Genomic DNA, 24,836 nt, shown 5'->3' with positions numbered 1-24,836 from the left:
GAACCGTAGCGACGGCACGGGGGCCCACGGACAGTGTCCAAAGGCCTATACCAGGGCCCAAATCGGAGGGTGGGACCCACGGGTGCCTCAGAGGCTTTCGGGCGACCTCTCAGTGCTGGACCAGGCCGCCGACCGGGACGGGGGCGACGTGGCCGGTCGCCGGAGCGGTCCGTGCGAGGTCGAGGCCGACGTCGATGAGGGATGACCGGCGCAGGGAAGCGACGTCGGGAAACGGAGTCCAGACGGACTCGGCGATTTCGCCGTTCGGCTCGGGCCGCAGCCGGCCGCCGGTGATCCGTACCCGGTAGAAGACGCCGATGTTCTGGTGCTCGATCCCCCTGCGGGCTTCGGCCGCGGGGATCACCCTCGAGTCCACCCCCAGCAGGCTTTCGACCACCGCGTCGCAGCCGGTCTCCTCGGCGACCTCCCGGATCACCGCGTCGAACGGGTCCTCCCCCTGCTCGACCCCACCGCCCGGGAGGGTCCAGTTGCTCTCGCCGTTCGCCGATACGTGACGGGCGAGCAGTACCCGCCCGTCCTCGACGCACACCGCGTACGCGGCCAGCCGGAAACTCATCCCCAACGCCCCCTCATCGGCCCAGCGACTTCCCGAACCCTACGGCCAGCGGCATCCGCAGTCCCAGCGGCGGCGGGGCCGCCAGGGCGTCGGCGACCGGGCGGGCGTAGGTGTGGGCGAAGAGCGAGCCGCGGATGAAGTCCGCTGCCAGGGCGGCCACTTCGGTGTGGTGCTGACGCAGGGAGTGGCCGTCCGAGTGGACCTCGAAGCGGCAGGTGTCGCGGTTGGACTTCTTGGCGCGTTCGGCGAGGCGGAAGGAGAGTTCGGGGTCGGCGCGGGCGTCGTTGGTGCCGTGCACCAGCAGGACCTGACGGCCGACCAGGTGTTTCACCGGCTCCGGCTCGGCGTCCGGGGCGGCGGGCAGCCAGGGGGCCAGGGCGAGGACCGCGCCGACCGCCGGGTGGCCGCCCGCGCGCAGGGCCGCGCGGCCGCCCATGCCGTGGCCGGCCAGGCAGACGGGGACGTCGCCGTAGCGGCGTACCACCTCGTCCACCGCCCATTCGGCGTCCGCCGCGAGCCGCGCGTCCGTCGTGTTCCAGCCGCGGCAGCGGTAGCGGACGACGTGTGCGGTGAGGCCGTCGTCCCGGCCCGCGCGGGCCAGGGCGCGGGCCAGCGGGATCTGGCGGGCGTACGAGAGGGGGGAGGGGCGGCGGTGCGAGTAGGGCTCGCCGTCCGGGAGCAGCAGGACCACACCGCTGACCGCGGTTGGTGCTCCGGCCGTCCTGACGGCCCGTCCCAGCCTCGCAGCAGGCAGGGGTAGTGCGCGCTGTGCCATGACGTAACAGTCTCAGAAGGACAGGTGTACGCCACCCGTATTCGCGGTCACTGTTACGCATCGACGAGCGGCGCCCAGCAGCGCTCTACGCGCGTAGGCGGTAGAGTGCGTGGATGATGAGCCCGACCCTCAATGTGCCCGGCCAGGATCAGATCCGGCGTGCGCCCAAGGTCCTTCTCCACGACCACCTCGACGGCGGACTGCGCCCCGGGACGATCGTCGACCTCGCCGCGGCGAGCGGATACGAAGGACTCCCGGAGAGCGAGCCGGACAAGCTCGGCATCTGGTTCCGGGAAGCCGCCGACTCCGGGTCGCTGGAGCGGTACCTGGAGACGTTCGCGCACACCTGCGCCGTCATGCAGACCCGTGACGCGCTGGTCCGGGTCGCCGCCGAGTGCGCCGAGGACCTGGCCGCGGACGGGGTCGTGTACGCCGAGATCCGCTACGCCCCCGAGCAGCACCTGGAAGCCGGGCTCTCCCTCGAACAGGTCGTCGAGGCGGTCAACGAGGGCTTCCGTGAGGGCGAGCGCCGGGCCCGCCGGGACGGCAACCGGATCCGGGTCGGCGCCCTGCTCACCGCCATGCGGCACGCCGCCCGCTCGCTGGAGATCGCCGAACTCGCCAACCGCTACCGGGAGCAGGGCGTCGTCGGCTTCGACATCGCCGGCGCGGAGGCGGGCTTCCCGCCCACCCGGCACCTCGACGCGTTCGAGTACCTCAAGCGCGAGAACAACCACTTCACCATCCACGCGGGCGAGGCGTTCGGGCTGCCGTCGATCTGGCAGGCCATCCAGTGGTGCGGCGCCGACCGGCTCGGCCACGGCGTCCGCATCATCGACGACATCGAGGTCGCCGAGGACGGCAGTGTGAAGCTGGGGCGCCTGGCTTCCTACGTACGGGACAAGCGCATCCCGCTGGAGCTCTGCCCGACCTCCAACCTTCAGACCGGTGCCGCCGCCTCGTACGCCGAGCACCCCATCGGGCTACTGCGCAGGCTGCACTTCCGGGCCACCGTGAACACGGACAACCGGCTGATGAGCGGTACGAGCATGAGCCAGGAATTCGAGAAGCTGACCGAGACATTCGGATACACGCTCGACGACATGCAGTGGTTCACAGTCAATGCGATGAAATCAGCATTCATTCCTTTCGATGAACGTCTGGCGATGATCAGTGACGTCATCAAGCCCGGATACGCCGAGCTGAAGTCCGAATGGCTCTTCGAGCAGACCGCTGCGACCAGCGTTTCCACCTCCGTCGCCGGCTGATCGGACGCGTGACGACAAACGGCCGGGAAGGCGAATCCCGGCCGTTTTCGCGTGTTATCGATGTTTGCGGGACGGGCCCGGTGCTGGCTACGTTGCAGAGCCGCTCACATCCCCTTCCCCAAGGATGACATTCATATGAAGCAGTCTGCTGTCAGGACTCTCGGCGTCGCCGCTGTCGGTGCCGCTTTCGCCGCTGCCGCCGCCGGTACCGCGTCGGCCTCCGCGCTGCCGCTCGGCACCGCGACCAGCGCCCTGCCCGTCGCCGGCGCGCTGGCGAACGCCACCTCGACCCTGCCGGTCAAGGACACCGCCACGGGCCTCCTCGGCACCAGCCAGGCGAAGACCGTCAAGGACGTCACCGCCCCCGCCAAGGGCCTCCTCGGCGGTCTGCCCACGGGCGGCCTGAAGACCGGCGGCCTGTCGGCCAACGGCCTGCCGCTCGGCCGCTGACACCCGTACCGCACACGCCTGTGGGCGGGCACCCCAGGCCGGGGTGCCCGCCCACAGGCGTGTGCGGCGGGACTACCAGGCGGTGGAGGTGGACGACCGCTCCTCGGGGAGCAGCACCCACAGCGCCAGGTAGAGCAGGAACTGCGGTCCCGGCAGCAGGCACGAGACGAGGAAGATGACGCGCATGGTCCCTGCGGAGGTGCCGAAGCGCCGTGCCAGCGCTGCGCACACTCCGCCGAGCATGCGTCCGTCACGGGGGCGGGCAAGTGCGGCCATGGTGGGCTCCTTCGCGAACCGTCGCCGGGGAGCAGTCCGTTGTGCTCCCGATGTATCCATGGTGGCTCGCCGAACCGGTGCGAAGCGTCGCTCTACGGGGCGATGCCGACCCTGGAAATCGTCGGGGTCGCCCCCTGAGGAACCTCATGGGCGGCCGAGGGCAGCACCCGGATCCGCCAGTGCTTCCGGCGGCGCAGCCGCGCCCGGCACGCCGGTACGAACAGCACGTGGGCCAGCGCCACGCCGACGGTGTTCAGGATCAGCGAGTCGACATCGACGACCTGGCCGGGCACCCCGGTCTGGCCCAGTTCGATGCCCAGCGAGATCAGTGCCCCGGCCGCGACGGTACGGGCGAGCGAGGCCCACGGCGAGACGAAGAGCCGGCCCCCGGCCATCGGCAGCAGGACGCCCAGGGGTGCCAGCAGCAGGAGCTCCCCGCCGATCCGCCGGATGGCGGCGGCCGGGCCCAGGGTCAGGTCCGCCTTGATGCCGGCGAACGGCTGGAGGTTGGCGGCGGTCATCCACGGCACGTCCAGCGGGCGAAGAGTCAGCCACCCGACGAGCAGCAGATGCACGAGGAGGAGGGACACTCCGACCGCGCGGAAGCGGATGACGGCCTGGCCGCCAGAACCTTGACGCACGTTCCCCAAGACGCGGGTAGCGGCAGGAACGGTTCCGCTCCTGCCGGGGAGACCTGGCTCACGGTCCCGGCCGCCCCGTACGCGCTGCCGCCCCGCCCCACCGCCGCACCGCTCAGGACAGCCGGACCGCGCCCAGGGTCGGTACGGCCTTCGGGCTGGCCTTGGTCTCCGCGGTGCACAGATAGCCGCGCGGCGCGTACTTCCCGGGGCCGCCGAGCATCACCGTGCCGTCCTGGACGAGCGGTTCGCTCTCCGTGTACGTACAGACGATCTGGGCCAGCGCCTCGGCTGTCAGGTCCTCCGGCTGCTCGCTGAGCCGCAGCGCGCCCTTCGGGTCGCCCGCACGGGGCCCGCTGACCCGCAGGGATTCCGGGACGTCCGTGGAGAAGCCCGCCTGCCGCTCGGGGCCCGGGGGCTCCTTGCGCAGCTCAGCCAGGAGGGCGGCGGCGACGGTGCTCCCGGACTTCGCCTCCTGGACCTGGACCGTGCGGTCGACGGTGACCAGCTGCGAGTTGCAGATGAGATAGATCTCCGCGGAGATGCTCTGCCGGGGCTGGGCGGTGGCGTCCTGCGCGGGCATCTCGCACGGCACCCGGGACGGTGCGGGCCCGGCGTCGACCGGCACCGATGTCGTCCTGATCCCGCAGCCCGCGGCCAGTATCGCGCAGAGCGCGGCCCCGGCCACCGCCGCGGCGGGGCGTCGGCCCCGGCGTTCGCTGCGCATCACGTCGCGTCGTCCTCCTCGTCCGGGATCTCCGCGTCGTGACCCTCGGTGGTGCGGCTCAGCGCCTCCGCGTCGCGCGGCAGGCGCAGTACGAACACCGCGCCGTCGCCGTCCGGCGAGTTCGCGGCGGTGATGTCACCGCCGTGGATGTGTGCGTTCTCCATGGCGATCGACAGGCCGAGACCGCTGCCCTCGGACCGCGGCCGGGAGGCGCTGGCCTTGTAGAACCGGTCGAAGACATGGGGCAGTACGTCCTCGGGGATGCCGGGGCCGTGGTCGCGGACCTCGATGACCAGCTCGTCGCCCTCGGTCCGTACCGTGACCCGGACCGGCGAACCGCCGTGCTTCAGCGCGTTGCCGATCAGGTTCGCCAGGATCACATCGAGCCGGCGCGGATCGAGGCGGACCATCATGCCGCGCTCGGCGTCCAGATCCACCGCGTCCAGCCAGGCGCGGACGTCTATGCAGGCCGTCACCTGGTCGGCGACATCGACGGTGTCCAGGACGAGACGGGCCGTGCCCGCGTCGAAGCGGGTGACCTCCATCAGGTTCTCCACCAGGTCGTTGAGCCGGCGGGTCTCGCTGACCACCAGGTGCACGGCCGGCGCGATCATCGGGTCGAGGTTGTCGGCCTCGTCCTCCAGCACCTCGGCGACCGCGGTGATCGCGGTGAGCGGAGTGCGCAGCTCGTGCGACATGTCGGCGACGAAGCGGCGGCTGGACTCCTCCCGCGCGGTCATGTCCGCGACCTTCTTCTCCAGCGAGCTCGCCGTTCTGTTGAACGTCCGGGAGAGATCGGCCAGTTCATCGGTCCCCGACACCACCAGCCGGGTGTCGAGCTTGCCCTCGCCGAGCTTGCGGGCGGCGTCGCCCAGCCGCTGTACCGGACGCAGCACGGTCGTCGCGGCGGCCTGGGCGAGCAGGGCGGAGCCGACGAGGGCGAGCGCGGTCGCGATCCCCAACGACCAGGCGAGGGAGTTCAGATCCTGCCGCTCCTGGTCCAGGGACTTGAGCATGTAGCCGGTCGGGCCACCGCCGATGATCTTCGTACCGCCGACGAGATACGGCGTGCCTCGGATCGAGGTCCGCTGCCAGAACAGGTGGTACCGGTACTTGTTGCCCGCCTTGACCGGCTGCTTCTTGGCGACCTGCTCCTGCAGCGACCGCGGCACGTTGTCCCGGGTGAAGGTGTCCACGTCGGAGTTGCCGACGATCGGCTTGCCCGGATCGCGCTCGTCGATCAGCAGCACGCTGTAACCGGGGCTGCTGCTCGCCATCTGCGCGGCGGCGTGCTCCAGATCGTCCTTGGTGGGGCTGGGCGGCAGCGAGGCCGCCCGGTTCTGCATCTCCTGACGGAAGTCCCCGAGCGCCGAGTCCTGGGTACGGGTCAGCACCGCCTCGCGGTTCAGCCAGTACGCGATCCCGGACGCGGACACCGCGGCGGTCAGCGCCACCAGCGCGAACACGACGACGAGCCGCAACCGCAGGCTGGTCCAGCGGAGCCCGGCGAGCAGACTCCGCCGCACAGCCGTGCTCACTGCGGCGAGTCCAGCCGGTATCCCACTCCCCGCACAGTACGGATCAGGGTCGGCGAGGACGGCACGTCCTCCACCTTCGCGCGCAGCCGCTGGACGCAGGCGTCCACCAGCCGGGAGTCACCGAGGTAGTCGTGCTCCCAGACCAGCCGCAGCAGCTGCTGCCGGGACAGGGCCTGGCCGGGGCGGCGGCTCAGTTCGAGCAGGAGACGCAGCTCGGTCGGCGTGAGCTGAAGATCCTCCCCGTTCTTGGTGACGGTCATCGCGGACCGGTCGATCACCACGCTCCCGAACGTCGCGGAGTCCGTGGACTCGCGCTCGCCCCGGCGCAGCACCGCGCGGATCCGGGCGTCGAGCACCCGGCCCTGCACGGGTTTCACCACATAGTCGTCGGCACCGGACTCCAGTCCGACCACGACGTCGATGTCGTCGCTGCGCGCGGTCAGCAGGATGATCGGCAACTGGTCGGTGCGCCGGATGCGCCGGCACACCTCGAATCCGTCGATCCCGGGCAGCATCACATCCAGTACGACCAGGTCGGGCCGCTGTTCTCTCAGCAGGTTGAGGCCGTCCTCTCCCGTCGCCGCGGTGGCCACACGGTGGCCCTGGCGTGACAGCGAGAGTTCGAGGGCCGTGCGGATGGCGTCGTCGTCCTCGATCAGCAACAGGAAAGGCACGTTGGTCATTCTGACCCATGGGGGAGCCCTAGTTCGACAGTTGGTCCCCTCTCATGCATCCGGCACCCCCGGATCGCACCCGCGCCGGGCCCTGTGACAGGCCTGTGACAGTTGGGGGACAGCGCCATGAAACTGCCCCGGCAAGCTCGTTGACACAAGGAACGGACGGACTCCACCGACGGGGGGCGCGAGATGAACGCAACTCACAGCATCACCGCAAGCGCAGTTGTCACGCGTCTCCACGACGTCGGACGGGCCACCGAGAAGTCCGGCGCCGCATTGAACGGGCGGGGGTGCGAACGCGCCGGCAGGCGTCAGCACCCGTCGTACATGACGGTGGTCGACGCACCTGCCGCGACAGGCGGGAGCAACGGGGGAAGCACGTACGGGGAGGCCATGGGGGAGCGGCAGGCCCCGGCGCGGGACGAGGACGCCGAAGCGGTGTTCACGGCCTACGTCCGGGAACGCCGTGCCTCCCTGTACGCCACCGCCTATCACCTGACCGGCGACCGGTTCGAGGCCGAGGACCTGCTGCAGAGCGCCCTCTTCTCGACGTACCGGGCGTGGGACCGGATCAGCGACAAGGCGGCGGTCGGCGGCTATCTGCGCCGCACCATGACCAATCTGCACATCAGCGCCTGGCGCAGGCGCAAGCTGAGCGAATATCCGACCGAGGAGCTGCCGGAGACGGCGGGCGACACGGACGCGATGCGCGGTACGGAGCTGCGTGCCGTGCTCTGGCAGGCGCTGGCGCGGCTGCCGGAGCTCCAGCGCACGATGCTGGTCCTGCGCTACTACGAGGGCCGTACGGACCCGGAGATCGCGGCCATCCTCGACATCAGTGTCGGCACGGTGAAGTCCAGCATCTGGCGGTCGCTCCGCCGGCTGCGCGAGGACGAGGTCCTCAGCTTCGGCCGTGACGAGGAAGAGTCCTTCGGCGAGCTGGTGGCCTGAGGCGACGGGGGAAACGGGGGAACGGGGATACGGGGGAACGGGGCCGCTGCTTCGGGGGAGGCGGCGGCGCACGGGGGAAAACGTCGCGGGGTCGGATGGGCCGGGGGTCCTGTCCGGCCCCGTCGGCGTTGCCCCGGGCTTCCCGGGCGTACCGATCGGGGGCGCTGCCCCCGCGGCCCCGCTCCTCAGTCTCCGGAGGGGCTTGCCCTGAGCGCCGCCGGTGTCCGGCACCGCCCCGCGGCGGCGGCGACCAGCCGGCCCAGCGCCTCCTCCTTGCCGCAGGGGTACGCCCCCAGTTCGGCCTGGCGTGCCACGATCCGCCGCTCGGCCCGCATCAGCCGCCACCCCCGCCGCAGCAGGAACGGTACGGACTTGCGGCCCTCGCGCAGGTCCCGCAGCAGCCGGCGGCGGAACGTCGTCGTCGGGCGGCCGCGCAGGCACAGGGCGTCCGCGAGCACCCCCAGCGACCGGCACCGCTCGACGACGTCCGCGGCGAAGATGCCCTCGGCCACGAAGAGCGGGGTGCGCTCGATGTGGAGAACCTCGTGCCCGGTCCGCGAGCTGGTGGCGATGTCGTACAGCGGCACCTCGCTGCGGCCGGTGCGGCACAGTGCCTCGATCGCGGCGACCGCGGCGTCGGCGTCCCAGGACCGTACGGAGTCCCAGTCTATGTCCGGGCTGCCGGGGACGAGCGGCAGCGTGGGGTCGTCGCGCTCCTTGTAGAAGTCGTCCAGCCGCAGCACCGGAAGGCCGGTACGGGCGGCGAGGGAGGACTTGCCGGAGCCGGAAGGGCCGGCCAGCAGGACGACGCGGGTCGAAAGCGCTTGGGAACTCACAGGACATGAGTGTGAGGCATTGACCCGCACAGGGGACCCCCCGGAGGTCTTGTTGGTATCGAGCATCACACCTCAACTACGCTGTGCGTCCAGACGATTACTCGATTGATGGTTCGATCGGCCCGATCAGGTGGGAAATCCATGGCACGTCACGCACTTTCCAAGTCCCGGCGCCGCGCTCTGCTGCGGGCAGGCCTGACCGTCACCGCGGTGGGAGCCGCGCTCGGTGCGGGGGGTGCGGCGGCCCAGGCGGCGCCGCTGCCCCTGGCGTCGGCGACGGGCGCCGACAGCGGCCTCGGTGAGGCCGCCGACGCTGCCGGCGGCGCGGTGACCGGGGCTCTCGGCCACTCGCTGGACAGCGGTATCGCCCCCGTGACGCACCTGCGGCTCGACCCGCTGGCGGGCACGGGGACGGACCCGCTGGACAACGCGGTGGGGACGCAGATCGCCGACTTCAAGCCGGTCTCCACGGCCGCCGTCACCGACCCGGTGACCAGCGGCGGCGCGCTGAAGGACCTGCCCGTGGTGGGGCAGATCACGGGGCTGCTGCACAGCTGACACGGACGTGGCCCGTGCCGCCGGGCTTCCCGGCGGCACGGGCCACGCTCACGCGTCCGTCAGTACGAGGAGCCCGATACGCCCAGCGCGCCCGTCGGATGCCAGACCGTCTTGGTCTCCAGGAACGCGGTGAGCCGGTGCGTGCCCGGATCGGCGGACCAGTCGACGCCGTCCACAGCCTGTGGACGATCCGCGCCCTTCGCTTCCTTCTCGGCGTGGTGTCGGGAGACGGGCGGGCGGGACACCCGCTTCAGGTTGTCGGCCGCCGCGATCTCCAGCTCCCTCGCCAGATCCGCGCCGGCGCCCGTGAGATCGATGCCGTTCACGTCCTGGTGCGAGGCGAGCGGCGCGGCGAGCTCCGCGGTCTTCCCGGAGAGGATGTTGACCACGCCCCCCGGCAGGTCCGAGGTGGCCAGCACCTCGCCCAGCGACAGGGCGGGCAGCGGGGCGTTCGCCGAGGCGATGACGACCGCGGTGTTGCCCGTGGCGATCACCGGGGCGACCACCGAGACCAGGCCCAGGAACGACGACTCCTGCGGGGCCAGGACCGTGACCACACCGGTCGGCTCGGGGGTGGAGAGGTTGAGGAAGGGGCCCGCGACCGGGTTCACCGCGCCCACGATCTGGCCGATCTTGTCGGTCCAGCCCGCGTACCAGACCCAGCGGTCCACCGCCGCGTCCACGACGGCGGCGGCCTTGGACTTCGAGAGGCCCTCGGCCTCCGCCACCTCCCGTACGAACTGCTCCCGGCGGCCCTCCAGCATCTCCGCGACGCGGTAGAGGACCTGGCCGCGGTTGTACGCGGTCGCGCCCGACCAGCCGCCGAACGCCTTGCGGGCGGCCACGACCGCGTCGCGGGCGTCCTTGCGGGACGACTGGGGCGCGTTGGCCAGCCACCTGCCCTTGGAGTCGGTCACCTCGTACACCCGGCCGCTCTCGGAGCGGGGGAACTTGCCCCCGACGTACAGCTTGTAGGTCTTGAAGACACTCAGTCGTCCGTCAGACATCGAGGTAGGCCTCCAGACCGTGACGGCCGCCTTCGCGGCCGAAGCCCGACTCCTTGTAGCCGCCGAACGGCGAGGTCGGGTCGAACTTGTTGAACGTGTTGGCCCAGACGACGCCCGCCCGGAGCTTGTTCGCCACCGCGAGGATGCGGGAGCCCTTCTCCGTCCAGATGCCGGCCGAGAGGCCGTACTGGCTGTTGTTGGCCTTGGCGACTGCCTCGTCCGGCGTGCGGAACGACAGGACCGACAGCACCGGGCCGAAGATCTCGTCGCGGGCGACGGTGTGCGCCTGGGTGACGTTGGTGAACAGCGTCGGTGCGAACCAGTAGCCCGAGGAGGGCAGTTCGCAGGGGGCCGACCAGCGCTCGGCGCCCTCGGCCTCGCCGGTCTCGACGAGCGCGGTGATCCGGGAGAGCTGCTCCGCGGAGTTGATCGCCCCGATGTCGGTGTTCTTGTCCAGCGGGTCGCCGAGGCGCAGCGTGGTCAGCCGGCGCTTGAGGGCGTCCAGCAGCTCGTCCTGGACCGACTCCTGCACGAGGAGCCGCGAGCCCGCGCAGCAGACCTGGCCCTGGTTGAAGAAGATGCCGGTGACGATGCCCTCGACGGCCTGGTCGAGCGGGGCGTCGTCGAAGACGATGTTGGCGCCCTTGCCGCCCAGCTCAAGGGTGGCCTTCTTGTCCGTGCCCGCGATGCTCCGGGCGATGGCCTTGCCGACGGCGGTCGAGCCGGTGAAGGCGACCTTGTCGACGTCCGCGTGCTCGACGAGGGCCTGGCCCGCGTCCCCGTAGCCCGTGAGGATGTTGACGACGCCCTTGGGCAGACCGGCCTGGCGGCAGATGTCCGCGAAGAAGAGCGCGGACAGCGGCGTCGTCTCGGCGGGCTTCAGGACCACGGTGTTGCCGGTGGCGAGCGCCGGGGCGATCTTCCACGCGAGCATCAGGAGCGGGAAGTTCCACGGAATGATCTGGCCGGCCACCCCGAGCGGACGGGGGTTCGCCCCGTACCCGGCGTGGTCCAGCTTGTCGGCCCAGCCCGCGTAGTAGAAGAAGTGCGCGGCGACCAGCGGGAGGTCCGCGTCGCGGGTCTCCTTGATCGGCTTGCCGTTGTCCAGGGTCTCCAGGACGGCCAGTTCGCGCGAGCGCTCCTGGATGATCCGGGCGATCCGGAACAGGTACTTGGCGCGCTCGGAGCCGGGCAGCGCCGACCACTTCTCGAACGCCCTGCGGGCCGCCTTCACGGCCCGGTCCACGTCCTCGGCGCCGGCCCGGGCGACCTCGGAGAGGACCTCCTCGCTGCTCGGCGAGAGGGTCTTGAAGACCTTGCCGTCGGCGGCCTCGGTGAACTCGCCGTCGATGAACAGGCCGTACGAGGGCGCGATGTCGACGACCGAACGCGACTCGGGGGCGGGTGCGTACTCGAATGCAGATGCCATGGGGATCAGTCCACCGTCACGTAATCGGGGCCGGAGTAACGGCCGGTGCTGAGCTTCTGGCGCTGCATCAGCAGGTCGTTCAGCAGGCTGGAGGCGCCGAAGCGGAACCAGTGGTTGTCCAGCCAGTCCTCACCCGCCGTCTCGTTCACCAGGACCAGGAACTTGATGGCGTCCTTGGAGGTGCGGATGCCGCCGGCCGGCTTCACGCCGATCTGGACGCCGGTCTGCGCACGGAAGTCGCGTACCGCCTCCAGCATCAGCAGGGTGTTCGCGGGCGTGGCGTTGACCCCGACCTTGCCGGTCGACGTCTTGATGAAGTCCGCACCCGCCAGCATCCCGAGCCAGGAGGCCCGCCGGATGTTGTCGTACGTGGACAGCTCGCCGGTCTCGAAGATCACCTTCAGCCGGGCCCGGCCGCACTCGGCCTTCACGGCGAGGATCTCCTCGTACACCTTCAGATAGCGGCCGGAGAGGAAGGCGCCCCGGTCGATCACCATGTCGATCTCGTCGGCCCCGGCGGCCACGGCGTCGCGGACGTCCGCGAGTTTCACGTCGAGTGCGGCACGGCCGGCCGGGAAGGCCGTCGCCACGGACGCCACCTTCACGCCGGAGCCGGCCAGCGCGGCGACCGCGGTCGCCGCCATGTCGGGATAGACGCAGACCGCGGCGGTGCGCGGGGACGTGCGGTCGGTGGGATCGGGGTTGACGGCCTTGGCGGCGAGCGCCCGGACCTTGCCCGGGGTGTCCGCGCCTTCCAGCGTCGTCAGGTCGATCATCGAAATGGCGAGGTCGATGGCGTACGCCTTGGCCGTCGTCTTGATCGAACGGGTTCCGAGCGAGGCGGCGCGCGCTTCGAGGCCGACGGCATCGACGCCGGGCAGCCCGTGCAGGAAGCGGCGCAGCGCACCGTCGGACGCCGTCGCGTCGGCAAATGCGGGTGCAGTGGTGGGCATGGTCACCAGGTGAGCATATCTACGCGCGTAGCGGCCTGTACAGGGGCCCATGCCGTTCGTGTATCGCACGGCTCAGGACCGCCGCGCGCACGGCAGCGGGGAAGCCGCCCCCGCATCCCTTGCGCCCGTCAGGCAGAATCGGGCCCATGACGAGCCCCACGCCCCCCGCCGAGCCCACCTACGCCGACCGGATCTTCCGGTCGCCCGCCGGGCTGGTCGGGGGCGCCCTGCTGCTCCTGCTCATCCTCTGGATCGGCCTGGACGCCGCGATCCGGGGTGAGGGCCGGGTGCCGTGGCTGGCGCTGGCCGGGCTGCTGACCGCGGTCCCGCTGGTGGTCGCCTTCACCCTGCGCCCGGCGGTGTTCGCCAACGACCGGCGCATCCGGATCCGCAACCCGTTCCGCACGATCACGCTGCCCTGGACCGGTGTCGCGGACGTGCGGGCGAGCTACTCCAGCGAACTGTTCACGCAGGAGGGCACGAAGTACCAGCTCTGGGCGGTGCCGGTCTCGTTGCGGCAGCGCAAGAAGGCCGCCCGCCGGCAGTCCCGCCAGTCGATGGACGATCCGTACGGCAAGACGTCGGTGACCGCCGACGTGCGCGCCACCAAGGCCCTGACCGCGGGCGCCGACCAGGCCGTGGTGGACCTGCGGGAGCTGGCCGAACAGGCGGGCGAGACGCCCGTGGCGGGGGACGCCGTCATGTCGGTGCGCTGGGCGTACGAGGTGATCGCGCCGGCCGTGGTGGGCGCGGTGCTGCTGGTGGTGCTGGGCGCGACCGGCTGAGAGCGGCCCGCCGCGTCGCCGCTCACAGCCAGCCGCTGCGCTGCGCCTGCAGGGCCATCTGGAAGCGGTTCGCGGCGCCCAGCCGGGCCATCAGGATCTGGACGCGGCGAAACAGCGTGCGGCGGCTGATGCCCAGCTCGCGGGTGATGGCGTCGTCGCTCGCGCCACCCGCCAGGAGCCACAGCAGGCGGCGGTCGCCGGGCGGCAGGCCGCCCGGCCGGGCGGTGCGGCCGTGGAACGGCAGGGCGTTCTGCCAGGACTGCTCGAACAGGGCGATCAGCGCGGACAGCAGCCCGCACGGCTGCACCACCAGCATGGTGTTGTGCACATCGGCCTCTTTGATCGACAGCGACACGAGCGCGTACGCGTCGTCGATGATCACGAGCTTGACCGGCACGGACGGCAGCACCCTGGCCTGCTCGCCGGCGTTGACGCACGGTTCGATGACGTCCTTCAGATGGCCCGGATGCTCCAGCGACTCCCGTGAGTACACGACGCGCTGCGTCACACCGCGGGCGAGCGTGGCCAGCGCGTCGTCCGTGGCGCCGGGCAGGGGGAAGTACGGCGGCGACTCGAACTGCCGGATCTGATCGCGGGCGCTCGCCCAGGCCTGGCGAATCCGGGGGCCGACGGCTTCGCCGGTGACGACCTCGACGAGATGGTCGTTGTACGCCGCGAGCCGCTGGCGCCGGAACGACTCGAACGCGCCCCCCACGGCGATGCGTGACTCCTCGACCTCACTCGCCCGGTGCCGGGCCAGGATCTCCAGGCCCGCGGCCGGCGGCACCGGGGCCACCACGTCCTCGCCCTCCCCGGCGGTGCTGGCCAGACCGGCGTCGACCAGCGCGCCGTACGCCGCGTCGAGTTCCGCCCCGCCCAGACCGGCCGCCCGGCCGATCGCGCCCAGCGGCGCGGGAGCCAGATCGAGCAGCGCCAGATAGACCTGGCCCGCCGCGTGATCGAGCCCCAGAAGCCGCAGGGCCTCGCCGAGTTTCGCGTTCGTCATGCCCCTCATTATCCAACGGCTCCCGTCCGGACCCTGGCCGATTCGTGCCAGTGGCACTCCTTGGCACCGGGCGCGCGCGGTGCGCGATAGCGTCCGGGTGCCGCCGCCGACCGGCGGCAGCGAGGGCAACCGGTCCGTACCGGCAGGGCATGCCGGTACGTGCGGCTCCGCCGGCCCTCGCCGCGGAGGAAACCCAGCCAGAAGAAGGTGCAGACATGGCGAAAGGCCGAAGGAACGGTCTCTACTCAGGGATCTCCGAGGAACTGTCCGCATTGATGCGGACGGGCTGGGCCGACACCGAGCGGCACGACCTCCAGCTCGGCGAGCAGGCCCCGTACGCGGCCGGCCGCCGCGCCGCGCTCTCCGCGCGCTTCCCCGGCGAGCGCCTCGTGATTCCCTCGGGGAACCTCAAGGTCCGTTCGAACGACGACGGCTACGCGTTCCGCCCCTACACGGGCTATGTGCACATGACCGGCGACCGGGCCCGGGACGGCGCTCTCGTCCTCGAACCCCGTGCGGACGGCGGCCATGACGCCTACTGCTTCCAGCTGCCGCGGGACAGCCGGGACAACGACGAGTTCTGGACCGGTCCCACGGCGGAGCTGTGGATGGGCCGCCGCCGCTCGCTCGCCGAGTCGGAGCTCGTGCTCGGTCTGCCCTGCCGCGACGTCCGCACGGCGGCCGACGGCCTGGCCGCCGGCTCGGGCGCGCCGACCCGGATCGTCCGCGGTATCGACCCGTCCCTGGAGGACGCCGTCACCACCGAGGAGGACCGTGACGCCGAACTGGAGGAGGCGCTCAGCGATCTCCGCCTCGTCAAGGACGACTGGGAGATCACCGAGCTCCGCAAGGCCGTCGACTCCACCGTGCGCGGGTTCACCGATGTGATCGGTGAACTCTCCCGCGCGGTCGCCTCGTCCGAGCGGTGGATCGAGGGCACGTTCTTCCGCCGCGCCCGCCTTGAGGGCAACGCCGTCGGCTACGGCTCGATCTGCGCGGCGGGCGAGCACGCCACGATCATGCACTGGACGGACAACGACGGCCCGGTGCGCCCCGGCGACCTGCTCCTGCTCGACGCCGGCGTGGAGACCCACACCCTCTACACCGCCGACGTCACCCGCACCCTCCCGATCAACGGCACCTTCACACCCTTGCAGCGCAAGGTCTACGACGCGGTGTACGAGGCCCAGGAGGCGGGCATGGCCGCCGTGAAGCCGGGCGCCGCGTACCGCGACTTCCACGAGGCGTCCCAGCGTTACCTCGCGGACCGGCTGGTCGAGTGGGGCTTCATCGAGGGCCCGGCCGACCGCGCGTACGAGCTCGGCCTCCAGCGCCGCTTCACCATGGCGGGCACCGGCCACATGCTCGGCCTGGACGTCCACGACTGCGCGCAGGCCCGGAACGAGGAGTACGTCGACGGCGTGTTGGAGCCGGGCATGGTGCTCACCGTCGAGCCCGGTCTGTACTTCCAGCCGGACGACCTCACCGTGCCCGAGGAGTGGCGCGGCATCGGCGTCCGGATCGAGGACGACCTGGTCGTCACCGAAGACGGCCACGAGAACCTGTCGGCGGGTCTGCCCCGGTCGGCGGACGAGGTCGAGGCGTGGATGGCCCGGTTCGCCGGCTGAGTGCGCCGCACCAGGGGCTCCGTTCCGGACCGCTGGGTTTCGGCGCACTGACGGGGAGGGCACCCGCCCGGAGCGGAGGGTGCCCTCCCCGTCGGTCCGCCGGTCAGGGGGCCGGCGGGGTCTGCCCGGTACGCCAGTGGCGCGGGCACTCGGTCTTCTCGGCCCGCGTCAGGTAGTGCCGCTCAGATCCCGGCCGCGGCGGCCAGGTCCCGCTTGATGCCGGTGATCAGCTCAGCGCCCCTCGTGCGGGCCGCGGGCAGCTCGTCGGCCGAGGCGACGGGCACCACGACCTCCAGGTAGCACTTGAGCTTCGGCTCGGTGCCGCTCGGGCGGACGATCACCCGGGCGCCCTCCAGGTGGTAGCGGAGCCCGTCGGTGGGCGGCAGCAGTCCGGTGCCCTGCGACAGGTCCTCGGCCGAGGTGACGGCGAGGCCGGCGAGTGCGGTCGGCGGCTGCTCGCGCAGACGGCGCATGGCGTCCGCGATGACGGACAGGTCCTCGACCCGGACCGAGAGCTGGTCGGTGGCGTGCAGTCCGTGCTCGACCGCGAGGTCGTCCAGCAGATCGGGCAGTGTGCGGCCCTGCTCCTTGAGCACGGAGGCGAGTTCGGCGACGAGGAGGGCGGCCGTGATGCCGTCCTTGTCGCGGACGCCGTCCGGGTCGACGCAGTAGCCGAGCGCCTCCTCGTAGCCGTACCGCAGACCGTCCACCCGGGCGATCCACTTGAAGCCGGTCAGCGTCTCCTCGTAGCCCAGCCCCGCCTTCTCGGCGATCCGGCCCAGGAGGGACGACGACACGATCGACTCGGCGAGGACGCCGGTGACACCGCGGCGCACGAGGTGCGCGGCGAGCAGCGCGCCGACCTCGTCGCCGCGCAGCATCCGCCATCCGCCGTCGGCGGCCGGGTCCGGGACGGCGACGGCGCACCGGTCGGCGTCCGGGTCGTTGGCGATGACGATGTCGGGGTCCGAGCGGCGTGCGGTGGCGAAGGCGAGATCCATCGCGCCGGGCTCTTCCGGATTGGGGAAGGCGACGGTGGGGAACGCGGGGTCCGGCTCGGCCTGTTCGGCGACCAGGACCGGGGCGGGGAAGCCGGCCCGGTCGAAGGCCGCGGTGAGTACGGAGGTGCCGACGCCGTGCATGGCCGTGTAGACGACGCGGGCGGTCCGCGGCGATCCGGCGTCGAGCACGGTGTCCGTACGCGCCAGATAGGCGTCCAGCACCTCGTCGCCGAGGGTCTGCCAGCCGTTGCCGGGGCGGGGCACGGTGCCCAGCGGACCGACCGCGGCGATCGCCGCGGCGATCTCGCCGTCCGCCGGGGGGACGATCTGCGAGCCGTCGCCGAGGTAGACCTTGTAGCCGTTGTCGCGCGGCGGATTGTGGCTCGCGGTCACCTCGACGCCCGCGACGGCGCCCAGGTGCCTTATGGCGTAAGCGAGTACGGGGGTGGGGAGCGGGCGGGGGAGCACCGCAGCCCGCAGCCCGGCGCCGGTCATCACGGCCGCGGTGTCGCGGGCGAAGTCGGTGGACTTGTAGCGCGCGTCGTAGCCGATGACGACGAGGCCGCCGGCCTGCCCCTGGTTCTTCAGGTACGCGGCGAGTCCGGCGGCGGCGCGGATGACGACGGCGCGGTTCATCCGCATCGGACCGGCGCCCAGCTCGCCGCGCAGGCCCGCGGTGCCGAACTGGAGGGTGCCCGCGAAGCGGACGGCGAGCTCGTCGAGGTCCTCGGTCTCGATGAGCTTGGCCAGCTCGTCGCGGGTCTCGGGGTCGGGGTCCTCGGCGAGCCAGGTCCTGGCCCGGGTGATGAGGTCCTGCTGCAGCACGGTGGTCCGCCTTTCCGGGGTGAAGCTGTCGTGTGTGGTGGGGCTCCGCCCCGGAAACGGGTGGGGCCGGGTCAGATGCGGTCCAGCAGGCGGGCCAGCAGCGAGCCCATCCGGGTCGCGGAGTCGCGGCCCGCCTGGAGCACCTCTTCGTGGTTCAGCGGCTCCCCGCTCAGCCCGGCGGCCAGATTCGTCACCAGCGAGATGCCCAGCACCTCCGCCCCGGCCTCCCGGGCCGCGATGGCCTCCAGCACGGTGGACATGCCGACCAGGTCGCCGCCCATCACCCGGACCATGTTGATCTCGGCCGGCGTCTCGTAGTGCGGGCCGGGGAACTGCACGTACACGCCCTCTTCGAGGGTCTCGTCGACCTCCTTGCACAGCGCCCGCAGCCGCGGCGAGTACAGGTCGGTCAGGTCGACGAAGTTGGCGCCGATGATCGGCGACGCCGCCGTGAGGTTGATGTGGTCGCTGATCAGGACCGGCTGCCCGGGGCGCATGCCCTCGCGCAGCCCTCCGCAGCCGTTCGTCAGCACGACGGTCCCGCAGCCCGCCGCGACAGCGGTACGCACCCCGTGCGCCACGGCGGCGACGCCGCGGCCCTCGTAGAAGTGCGTGCGGCCGAGGAAGACCAGGGCGCGCTTCTCGCCGATCCGGTACGAACGGATCGTGCCGCCGTGGCCCTGGACGGCGGGGGCCGGGAACCCGGGCAGGGCGGTCACCGGGAACTCGGCCTCCGGAATGCCGAGCGCATCGCCCGCGGGTGCCCAGCCGGAGCCCATCACGAGTGCGACGTCGTGGGTCTCGGCACCGGTCAGCTCGCGCAGGCGGGCGGCGGCGTCGGCGGCGGCGGCGCGCGGGTCGCCCTGGATGTGGTCCGGAATAACTGATGCGTTCACGCGGATGAGCGTAACCGCTGATTCCCTACGCGCGTAGATGTTCCCGTACAGAGTCTGGGGGCATCCGTTCGTGCGTTCGCACAGCGGTGGGGCGGTGATCCCGCGGAAAGGGCAGCTCGCGGGCGCTGTCCGGGCTCAGCAGGGGCGCTTGCGGAGCTCCATCGCATAGTCGTGCGGGGCGCCCGCCGAATCGGCTGCGTCCGCGATCTCGCCGAGGTAGCGGGCGGAGGGCAGCCCGCCCTCGTAACCGTTCAGCACATACATCCAGGCCGGCTCCTCGCCGTCCAGGGTGTGCACCCGGACCCGCATCCGCCGGTAGATGTCGAGGCCGACACCCTCCCAGCGGTCCATGGAGTCCTCGTCCATCGGAGCCAGGTCGTACAGGGCGACGAAGACCTGGGAGCGCGGCGCCTCGACCACCGTGGCCAGCGCGCCCTCCCAGCCCATCTGCTCCCCGCCGAACGTCAGCCGCCAGCCGTTCAGCCAGCCGGTTCCGCGCAGCGGCGAGTGCGGTGCGCGGCGCGTCATCAGCCGCGCGTCGAGGTTGCCGGCGTATGCGGCGTAGAGCGACATGGGGTCGAGGGTACGGGAGGTGGCCGCGGGGAGGTCGATTCCGGTGAGGAAGACGCCCGCTCGGGGTGTCCGCCGCCCGTGGCGCGGCCCCTGTTCCAGGGGTCCGGTGCACGTATGGAGGGCCCCGGGGCGAAGCACCTTGGCGCGTGCGGGACAATGAAGTACGTACTGCATTCCCCCGGGGCGGCCCCCCGGACCCCGGCCGGGACGGCAGACGGCCGTGGGACGAGAAACGCGAGGCGGACTTTTCGTGACCCGGATCGTGATCATCGGCGGCGGACCCGGCGGGTACGAGGCGGCATTGGTGGGCGCCCAGCTCGGCGCGGAGGTGACCGTCGTCGACTGCGACGGCCTCGGCGGCGCGTCCGTGCTCACCGACTGCGTGCCCTCGAAGACCCTGATCGCGACGGCGGAGGTGATGACCACCTTCGACTCCTCGTACGAGGAGCTGGGCATCATCGTCGCGGACGACACGCCGCACATGGAACAGGCGGCGCGTGTGGTCGGCGTCGATCTGGGCAAGGTCAACCGACGGGTGAAGCGCCTGGCGCTCGCCCAGTCCCACGACATCACCGCCTCCGTCACCCGTGCGGGTGCGCGGGTGATGCGCGGACGCGGCCGGCTGGAGGGACTCCAGGCCGCCGACGGCTCCCGCCAGGTCGTGGTCACCGCGGCCGACGGCACGGAGGAGACCCTCTCCGCCGACGCCGTGCTGATCGCGACCGGCGGTCACCCCCGGGAGATCCCGGACGCGCTCCCCGACGGCGAGCGGATCCTGAACTGGACCCAGGTCTACGACCTCGACGAGCTCCCCGAGGAGCTCATCGTGGTCGGCTCGGGTGTCACGGGTGCGGAGTTCGCCGGCGCCTACCAGGCCCTCGGCTCCCGCGTCACGCTCGTCTCGTCCCGGGACCGGGTGCTGCCGGGCGAGGACCCGGACGCGGCCGCCGTCCTGGAGGACGTCTTCCGGCGCCGCGGCATGAACGTGATGGCCCGCTCCCGCGCCCAGTCCGCCAAGCGCGTCGGTGACCGCGTCGAGGTCACCCTCGCCGACGGCCGGGTCATCTCCGGCTCGCACTGCCTGATGGCGGTCGGCGCGATCCCGAACAGCGCCGGCATGGGCCTGGAGGAGGCCGGGGTCAAGCTCAAGGACTCGGGCCACATCTGGACCGACAAGGTCTCCCGCACCAGCGCGCCGGGTGTCTACGCGGCCGGTGACGTCACCGGGATCTTCGCGCTCGCCTCGGTCGCCGCGATGCAGGGCCGGATCGCGATGTACCACTTCCTCGGTGACGCGGTGACGCCGCTGAACCTGAAGACGGTCTCCTCGAACGTCTTCACCGACCCGGAGATCGCCACGGTCGGCTACAGCCAGTCCGATGTCGACGGGGGCAAGATCGACGCCCGGGTCGTCAAGCTGCCGCTGCTGCGCAACCCGCGCGCCAAGATGCAGGGCATCCGGGACGGTTTCGTCAAAATATTCTGCCGGCCCGGTACCGGCATCGTGGTCGGCGGCTGTGTCGTCGCACCGCGGGCGAGCGAGCTGATCCACCCCATCTCGATCGCGGTCGACAACAATCTGACGGTGGAACAGATCGCAAACGCCTTCACTGTGTATCCGTCCCTGTCGGGATCGATCGCCGAAGTGGCCCGTCAGTTGCACACCCGTAAGCAGGCGGGCGAAGCCTAGAACGCCTCCGGGAACCCGGCATTCCGCGGCAACTCCCGGCAACTCGGGCCGTCCGACGACCGCTCGCGATCAGGAGAGAACAACAACGGGGCCGCCTATACCACTCGGCGGCCCCTTGCATGTACAACTTCTGCTATTCGGCGCAAACTGCTGAAAACTCTCGGGCGGTCGCGTTACTGTCAGTTTCGTGTTCGCTGCAGAACGTCGTCAATTGATCCTCGAAATGGTGCGTGCCAACGGGGCGGTATCGCTCCGTGAGCTCGCCCGCGTCGTCCAGACCTCCGAAGTGACCGTACGGCGGGACGTGCGGGCACTGGAGGCAGAAGGACTCCTCGACCGCCGGCACGGCGGTGCGGTTTTGCCGGGCGGTTTTACGCGGGAGTCCGGTTTTCCGCAGAAATCCCATCTCGCCACCGCGGAGAAGACGGCCATCGCCGATCTGGCCGCCGGTCTCGTCGAAGAGGGCGAGGCCATTGTGGTCGGCGCCGGTACGACCACGCAGGAGCTGGCCCGCCGGCTCGCGAGGGTCCCCGGCCTGACCGTGGTCACCAATTCGCTTCTGGTCGCCCAGGCGCTGGCCCATGCCAACCGGGTGGAAGTGGTGATGACCGGGGGCACCCTGCGCGGTTCCAACTACGCCCTGGTGGGCAGTGGGGCCGAGCAGTCGCTCCAGGGGCTGCGGGTCTCGCGCGCGTTCCTGTCCGGGAGCGGCCTCACCGCCGAGCGCGGGCTCTCCACGTCCAACATGCTCTCCGCGAGCGTGGACCGGGCGCTGGTGCAGGCGGCGGGGGAGGTGGTGGTCCTCGCGGACCACACCAAGCTCGGCTCCGACACCATGTTCCAGACGGTGCCGACCGACCTCATCACCCGCCTCGTGACGGACGAACCGGCCGCGCACGACGACCGTGCCGCGGCGGAGCTGCAGGCCCTGGCGGACCAGGGAGTGCAGATCGCGGTGGCCGGCGCCTCGGGTGCTCAGTCCTCGGCCGACCCCGCGCCGCCCGGCCGGACCAACCGCCGTGAGATGCCCCTGCCGGGGCAGCGGCGGACGCACGGGGGCGGGCCGCAGTCGTTACGGGCCTCGGCGGTGCTGGCGGAGCAGAGCCAGGGAGACCGGGACCGGGCCCGGGTGGCGGACCTGCGGCGGCGGTGACAGTCCGGCCCCGCCGGCGTTTGAGGCGCGGGGTCCGGGGCGCAGCCGCCGGGCGCGGGCGTCAGCCCGACGCCCGCAGCCCCTGCACCGTCAGCGTCAGCAAGCGCCCCGCCAGCCCCGGATCGTCCGGCGACTGCTCCGCGGCCAGCGCGATCGCGTTCGTGAGCTGCATCAGGTCGTCGATGGAGACGTCCGGCCGCACCGCCCCGCCCGCCTGCGCGCGGGCCAGCAGTACCGAACCCGCCTCGCGCAGCGGCACATTGCACCGGGACAGCGCCGAAGTCTCGTCCCGGCACGTCGACATGAGTGCCTGGGCCAGCCCGCGGTACTCACCCGCATGAGTGATGATCGCGCCCAGCCATTCCACCAGCCCGTCGCACGGCCGCTCCGTCCCGGCCAGCTCGTGGGAGCGGGCGATCAGGTCGGCCACCGCCTCCTGGAAGACGGCGCTCATCAGCGCGTGCCGGGTCGGGAAGTGCCGGTACAGCGTGCCGATCCCCACCCCCGCGCACCGCGCGACATCCTCCAGGGACGCCGTCGTGCCGTGCTCCGCGAAGGCGGTACGGGCCTCGGCCAGCAGCCGGTCGTAATTGCGGCGCGCGTCGGCGCGCATGGGCCTGGCCGGTGTCGCTGCCGTGCTCATCGCCATCGCGCAGTCCTCCCTGATTCCGCCGCGGGGGTCCAGGATGCCATCGCGCGTCCGGCGGAGTGTTCCGCAGGCGGCGTCCCGACGGCCCATGACCGGCGCCCCTGCCACGTCGTACGACATGACAGGGGCGCCGGTGGAACGCAGGAGCGAGGGTCAGTCCTTGATCTCGCAGATGACGGCACCGGACGAGACCGAGCTGCCGACCTCGGCGGCGAGGCCCTTGACCGTGCCGGCGCGGTGCGCGTTGAGCGGCTGCTCCATCTTCATGGCCTCAAGGACGACGATCAGGTCGCCCTCCTTGACCTCCTGGCCCTCTTCCACGGCGATCTTCACGATCGTGCCCTGCATCGGGGAGGCGAGGGTGTCGCCGGAGGCCGCGGAGCCGGACTTCTTCGCCGCGCGGCGCTTGGGCCTGGCACCCGCCGCGAGACCGGTGCGGGCCAGGCTCATGCCGAGCGACGAGGGCAGCGAGACCTCTAGGCGCTTGCCGCCGACCTCGACGACCACGGTCTCGCGGCCGGACTCCTCGTCCGCCTCCGCGTCGGCGGGAGCGGCGAACGCCGGGATCTCGTTGACGAACTCCGTCTCGATCCAGCGGGTGTGAATCCGGAACGGGGCGGAGGTGAACGCCGGGTCGGCGACGACCGCGCGGTGGAAGGGGATGGCGGTGGCCATGCCCTCGACGTTGAACTCGGCCAGCGCGCGGGCCGCGCGCTGGAGCGCCTGCTCACGCGTCGCACCGGTCACGATCAGCTTCGCCAGCAGCGAGTCCCAGGCGGGGCCGATGACCGAGCCGGACTCGACGCCCGCGTCGAGGCGGACACCGGGGCCGGACGGCGGGGCGAACACGGTGACGGTGCCGGGGGCGGGCAGGAAGCCGCGGCCCGGGTCCTCGCCGTTGATCCGGAACTCGAAGGAGTGGCCGCGCACGGCCGGGTCGTCGTAGCCCAGCTCCTCGCCGTCGGCGATGCGGAACATCTCGCGCACGAGGTCGAGGCCGGTGACCTCCTCGGTGACCGGGTGCTCGACCTGGAGGCGGGTGTTGACCTCCAGGAAGGAGATCGTGCCGTCCGTGCCGACGAGGAACTCGACCGTGCCGGCGCCGACGTAACCGGCCTCCTTCAGGATCGCCTTCGACGCCGCGTACAGCTCGGCGTTCTGCGCCTCGGACAGGAACGGTGCCGGGGCCTCCTCGACCAGCTTCTGGTGCCGGCGCTGGAGCGAGCAGTCACGGGTGGAGACGACGACCACGTTGCCGTGGGAGTCGGCCAGGCACTGGGTCTCCACGTGCCGCGGCTTGTCGAGGTAGCGCTCCACGAAGCACTCCCCGCGCCCGAACGCGGCGACGGCCTCACGGACCGCGGAGTCGTACAGCTCCGGGATCTCCTCCAGGGTGCGGGCGACCTTCAGCCCGCGCCCGCCACCGCCGAAGGCGGCCTTGATCGCGATCGGCAGCCCGTTCTCCTCGGCGAAGGCGACGACCTCGGCGGAACCCCCGACCGGGTCCGGGGTGCCGGCGACGAGCGGGGCACCGGCACGCTGGGCGATGTGGCGGGCGGCGACCTTGTCGCCGAGGTCCCGGATCGCCTGCGGCGGCGGGCCGATCCACGTCAGTCCGGCGTCCAGCACGGCCTGGGCGAATTCGGCGTTCTCCGAGAGGAATCCGTAACCCGGGTGGATCGCGTCCGCCCCGGAGTCCTTGGCAGCCTGGAGCACCTTGGCCATGTCCAGATAGCTGGCGGCCGGGGTGTCACCGCCCAGCGCGAATGCCTCGTCGGCCGCACGCACGTGCAGAGCGTCGCGGTCCGGGTCTGCGTAGACGGCCACGCTCCCGATTCCCGCATCCCGGCAAGCGCGGGCAACACGGACAGCAATTTCGCCACGGTTGGCGATGAGCACCTTGCGCACGATGGCTCCCTCCTTGAAACAAGCTGAGTTTAGGGACTACCGACACGGCCCTACGACCCGTC

At 71.6% G+C, this 24,836-nt stretch carries 25 protein-coding genes; 8 read left to right on the top strand and 17 right to left on the bottom strand.

Going from position 1 to position 24,836, the window contains the following annotated elements; all coding sequences use genetic code 11:
- Positions 1 to 109: 109 nt before the first annotated feature.
- Positions 110 to 577, bottom strand: a complete 468-nt coding sequence (locus tag OG322_RS12850) for an NUDIX hydrolase (RefSeq protein ID WP_329306425.1) — start codon at positions 575 to 577, stop codon at positions 110 to 112.
- A gap of 13 nt (positions 578 to 590) precedes the next feature.
- On the bottom strand, positions 591 to 1,352 hold the full coding sequence (locus OG322_RS12845; RefSeq protein ID WP_164494391.1) for an alpha/beta hydrolase: 762 nt from the start codon (positions 1,350 to 1,352) through the stop codon (positions 591 to 593).
- Between the two features lie 113 nt (positions 1,353 to 1,465).
- Here OG322_RS12845 and OG322_RS12840 point away from each other — a divergent pair, with 113 nt between their 5' ends.
- Positions 1,466 to 2,620: an adenosine deaminase gene (locus OG322_RS12840; RefSeq protein WP_207319103.1), complete on the top strand. Its 1,155-nt coding sequence runs from the start codon at positions 1,466 to 1,468 to the stop codon at positions 2,618 to 2,620.
- Positions 2,621 to 2,755: 135 nt separating this feature from the next.
- Entirely contained in the window at positions 2,756 to 3,070 is a 315-nt protein-coding gene (locus tag OG322_RS12835) for a hypothetical protein (RefSeq protein ID WP_123461233.1), read from the top strand.
- A gap of 72 nt (positions 3,071 to 3,142) precedes the next feature.
- Here the strand turns inward: OG322_RS12835 and OG322_RS12830 are convergent, their stop codons facing one another.
- The 5 genes from OG322_RS12830 to afsQ1 all read right to left on the bottom strand — a co-directional run bounded on the left by OG322_RS12830 (position 3,143) and on the right by afsQ1 (position 6,923).
- Positions 3,143 to 3,346, bottom strand: a complete 204-nt coding sequence (locus OG322_RS12830) for a PspC domain-containing protein (RefSeq protein WP_123461234.1) — start codon at positions 3,344 to 3,346, stop codon at positions 3,143 to 3,145.
- 92 nt (positions 3,347 to 3,438) lie between these two features.
- Positions 3,439 to 3,987 carry a VanZ family protein gene (locus OG322_RS12825; protein ID WP_123462405.1) on the bottom strand — a complete coding sequence of 183 codons (549 nt, stop codon included), beginning with the start codon at positions 3,985 to 3,987 and terminating at the stop codon, positions 3,439 to 3,441.
- Between the two features lie 112 nt (positions 3,988 to 4,099).
- Positions 4,100 to 4,711 carry a GerMN domain-containing protein gene (locus OG322_RS12820; protein ID WP_443066594.1) on the bottom strand — a complete coding sequence of 204 codons (612 nt, stop codon included), beginning with the start codon at positions 4,709 to 4,711 and terminating at the stop codon, positions 4,100 to 4,102.
- Positions 4,711 to 6,249, bottom strand: coding sequence for a sensor histidine kinase (locus OG322_RS12815; RefSeq protein ID WP_123461236.1), 1,539 nt, complete (start codon positions 6,247 to 6,249; stop codon positions 4,711 to 4,713). Before OG322_RS12815 ends, OG322_RS12820 begins: the two co-directional genes overlap by 1 nt.
- Positions 6,246 to 6,923 (bottom strand): two-component system response regulator AfsQ1, encoded by a 678-nt coding sequence (gene afsQ1 / locus OG322_RS12810; protein WP_185095372.1) that lies wholly within the window; start codon positions 6,921 to 6,923, stop codon positions 6,246 to 6,248. Before afsQ1 ends, OG322_RS12815 begins: the two co-directional genes overlap by 4 nt.
- 192 nt (positions 6,924 to 7,115) lie before the next feature.
- Between afsQ1 and OG322_RS12805 the strand changes: the two genes are divergently transcribed.
- The gene (locus OG322_RS12805) at positions 7,116 to 7,877 is read left to right on the top strand and encodes a SigE family RNA polymerase sigma factor (RefSeq protein ID WP_123461238.1); all 762 of its coding nucleotides are present in this window, start codon (positions 7,116 to 7,118) and stop codon (positions 7,875 to 7,877) included.
- A 185-nt stretch (positions 7,878 to 8,062) separates the two neighbouring features.
- Here OG322_RS12805 and OG322_RS12800 read toward each other — a convergent pair whose 3' ends face one another.
- Positions 8,063 to 8,779, bottom strand: coding sequence for a uridine kinase (locus OG322_RS12800; protein ID WP_123461239.1), 717 nt, complete (start codon positions 8,777 to 8,779; stop codon positions 8,063 to 8,065).
- Positions 8,780 to 8,854: 75 nt separating this feature from the next.
- Here OG322_RS12800 and OG322_RS12795 point away from each other — a divergent pair, with 75 nt between their 5' ends.
- The gene (locus tag OG322_RS12795; protein WP_123461240.1) at positions 8,855 to 9,271 is read left to right on the top strand and encodes a hypothetical protein; all 417 of its coding nucleotides are present in this window, start codon (positions 8,855 to 8,857) and stop codon (positions 9,269 to 9,271) included.
- A gap of 59 nt (positions 9,272 to 9,330) precedes the next feature.
- On the opposite strand, the gene OG322_RS12790 is transcribed toward OG322_RS12795, so the two are convergent.
- From OG322_RS12790 to deoC, 3 genes are read right to left on the bottom strand one after another with little or no spacing between them, the layout of a single operon-like run.
- Complete coding sequence (locus OG322_RS12790) at positions 9,331 to 10,278, bottom strand: aldehyde dehydrogenase family protein (RefSeq protein WP_124284878.1); 948 nt, start codon at positions 10,276 to 10,278, stop codon at positions 9,331 to 9,333.
- Entirely contained in the window at positions 10,271 to 11,707 is a 1,437-nt protein-coding gene (locus OG322_RS12785; RefSeq protein WP_123461242.1) for an aldehyde dehydrogenase family protein, read from the bottom strand. The genes OG322_RS12790 and OG322_RS12785 overlap by 8 nt, the downstream gene beginning before the upstream one ends.
- 5 nt (positions 11,708 to 11,712) lie before the next feature.
- Positions 11,713 to 12,660, bottom strand: a complete 948-nt coding sequence (gene deoC, locus OG322_RS12780; protein WP_123462407.1) for a deoxyribose-phosphate aldolase — start codon at positions 12,658 to 12,660, stop codon at positions 11,713 to 11,715.
- 146 nt (positions 12,661 to 12,806) lie between these two features.
- On the opposite strand from deoC, the gene OG322_RS12775 reads away from it, so the two are divergent.
- Positions 12,807 to 13,445 carry a PH domain-containing protein gene (locus OG322_RS12775; protein ID WP_123461243.1) on the top strand — a complete coding sequence of 213 codons (639 nt, stop codon included), beginning with the start codon at positions 12,807 to 12,809 and terminating at the stop codon, positions 13,443 to 13,445.
- 22 nt (positions 13,446 to 13,467) lie between these two features.
- Here the strand turns inward: OG322_RS12775 and OG322_RS12770 are convergent, their stop codons facing one another.
- Positions 13,468 to 14,451 (bottom strand): LuxR family transcriptional regulator, encoded by a 984-nt coding sequence (locus tag OG322_RS12770; protein ID WP_185095373.1) that lies wholly within the window; start codon positions 14,449 to 14,451, stop codon positions 13,468 to 13,470.
- A 149-nt stretch (positions 14,452 to 14,600) separates the two neighbouring features.
- Here OG322_RS12770 and OG322_RS12765 point away from each other — a divergent pair, with 149 nt between their 5' ends.
- Positions 14,601 to 16,079 carry an aminopeptidase P family protein gene (locus tag OG322_RS12765; RefSeq protein ID WP_398911359.1) on the top strand — a complete coding sequence of 493 codons (1,479 nt, stop codon included), beginning with the start codon at positions 14,601 to 14,603 and terminating at the stop codon, positions 16,077 to 16,079.
- 182 nt (positions 16,080 to 16,261) lie between these two features.
- On the opposite strand, the gene OG322_RS12760 is transcribed toward OG322_RS12765, so the two are convergent.
- The 3 genes from OG322_RS12760 to OG322_RS12750 all read right to left on the bottom strand — a co-directional run bounded on the left by OG322_RS12760 (position 16,262) and on the right by OG322_RS12750 (position 19,374).
- The gene (locus OG322_RS12760) at positions 16,262 to 17,902 is read right to left on the bottom strand and encodes a phospho-sugar mutase (protein ID WP_329307731.1); all 1,641 of its coding nucleotides are present in this window, start codon (positions 17,900 to 17,902) and stop codon (positions 16,262 to 16,264) included.
- A gap of 74 nt (positions 17,903 to 17,976) precedes the next feature.
- A complete protein-coding gene (locus OG322_RS12755) occupies positions 17,977 to 18,801 on the bottom strand; it encodes a purine-nucleoside phosphorylase (RefSeq protein WP_123461246.1) in 825 nt (274 codons plus the stop codon).
- A gap of 135 nt (positions 18,802 to 18,936) precedes the next feature.
- A complete protein-coding gene (locus OG322_RS12750; protein WP_123461247.1) occupies positions 18,937 to 19,374 on the bottom strand; it encodes a gamma-glutamylcyclotransferase in 438 nt (145 codons plus the stop codon).
- A gap of 250 nt (positions 19,375 to 19,624) precedes the next feature.
- Between OG322_RS12750 and OG322_RS12745 the strand changes: the two genes are divergently transcribed.
- Both OG322_RS12745 and OG322_RS12740 read left to right on the top strand, forming a co-directional pair.
- Positions 19,625 to 21,064 carry an NAD(P)H-quinone dehydrogenase gene (locus OG322_RS12745; protein ID WP_123461248.1) on the top strand — a complete coding sequence of 480 codons (1,440 nt, stop codon included), beginning with the start codon at positions 19,625 to 19,627 and terminating at the stop codon, positions 21,062 to 21,064.
- A gap of 187 nt (positions 21,065 to 21,251) precedes the next feature.
- Complete coding sequence (locus OG322_RS12740; RefSeq protein ID WP_123461249.1) at positions 21,252 to 22,217, top strand: DeoR/GlpR family DNA-binding transcription regulator; 966 nt, start codon at positions 21,252 to 21,254, stop codon at positions 22,215 to 22,217.
- Positions 22,218 to 22,278: 61 nt separating this feature from the next.
- On the opposite strand, the gene OG322_RS12735 is transcribed toward OG322_RS12740, so the two are convergent.
- Both OG322_RS12735 and OG322_RS12730 read right to left on the bottom strand, forming a co-directional pair.
- Positions 22,279 to 22,866 (bottom strand): TetR/AcrR family transcriptional regulator, encoded by a 588-nt coding sequence (locus OG322_RS12735; RefSeq protein ID WP_329306423.1) that lies wholly within the window; start codon positions 22,864 to 22,866, stop codon positions 22,279 to 22,281.
- Between the two features lie 153 nt (positions 22,867 to 23,019).
- Positions 23,020 to 24,774 (bottom strand): acetyl/propionyl/methylcrotonyl-CoA carboxylase subunit alpha, encoded by a 1,755-nt coding sequence (locus OG322_RS12730; protein WP_123461251.1) that lies wholly within the window; start codon positions 24,772 to 24,774, stop codon positions 23,020 to 23,022.
- Positions 24,775 to 24,836: the final 62 nt, after the last annotated feature.

Origin of the sequence: Streptomyces sp. NBC_01260 (assembly GCF_036226405.1) — a bacterium.
In the GTDB taxonomy this organism is placed as follows: Bacteria; Actinomycetota; Actinomycetes; order Streptomycetales; family Streptomycetaceae; genus Streptomyces; species Streptomyces laculatispora.
Note: the sequence above shows the minus strand (reverse complement) of the source record. Positions and strands in the feature narration are given on the sequence as shown.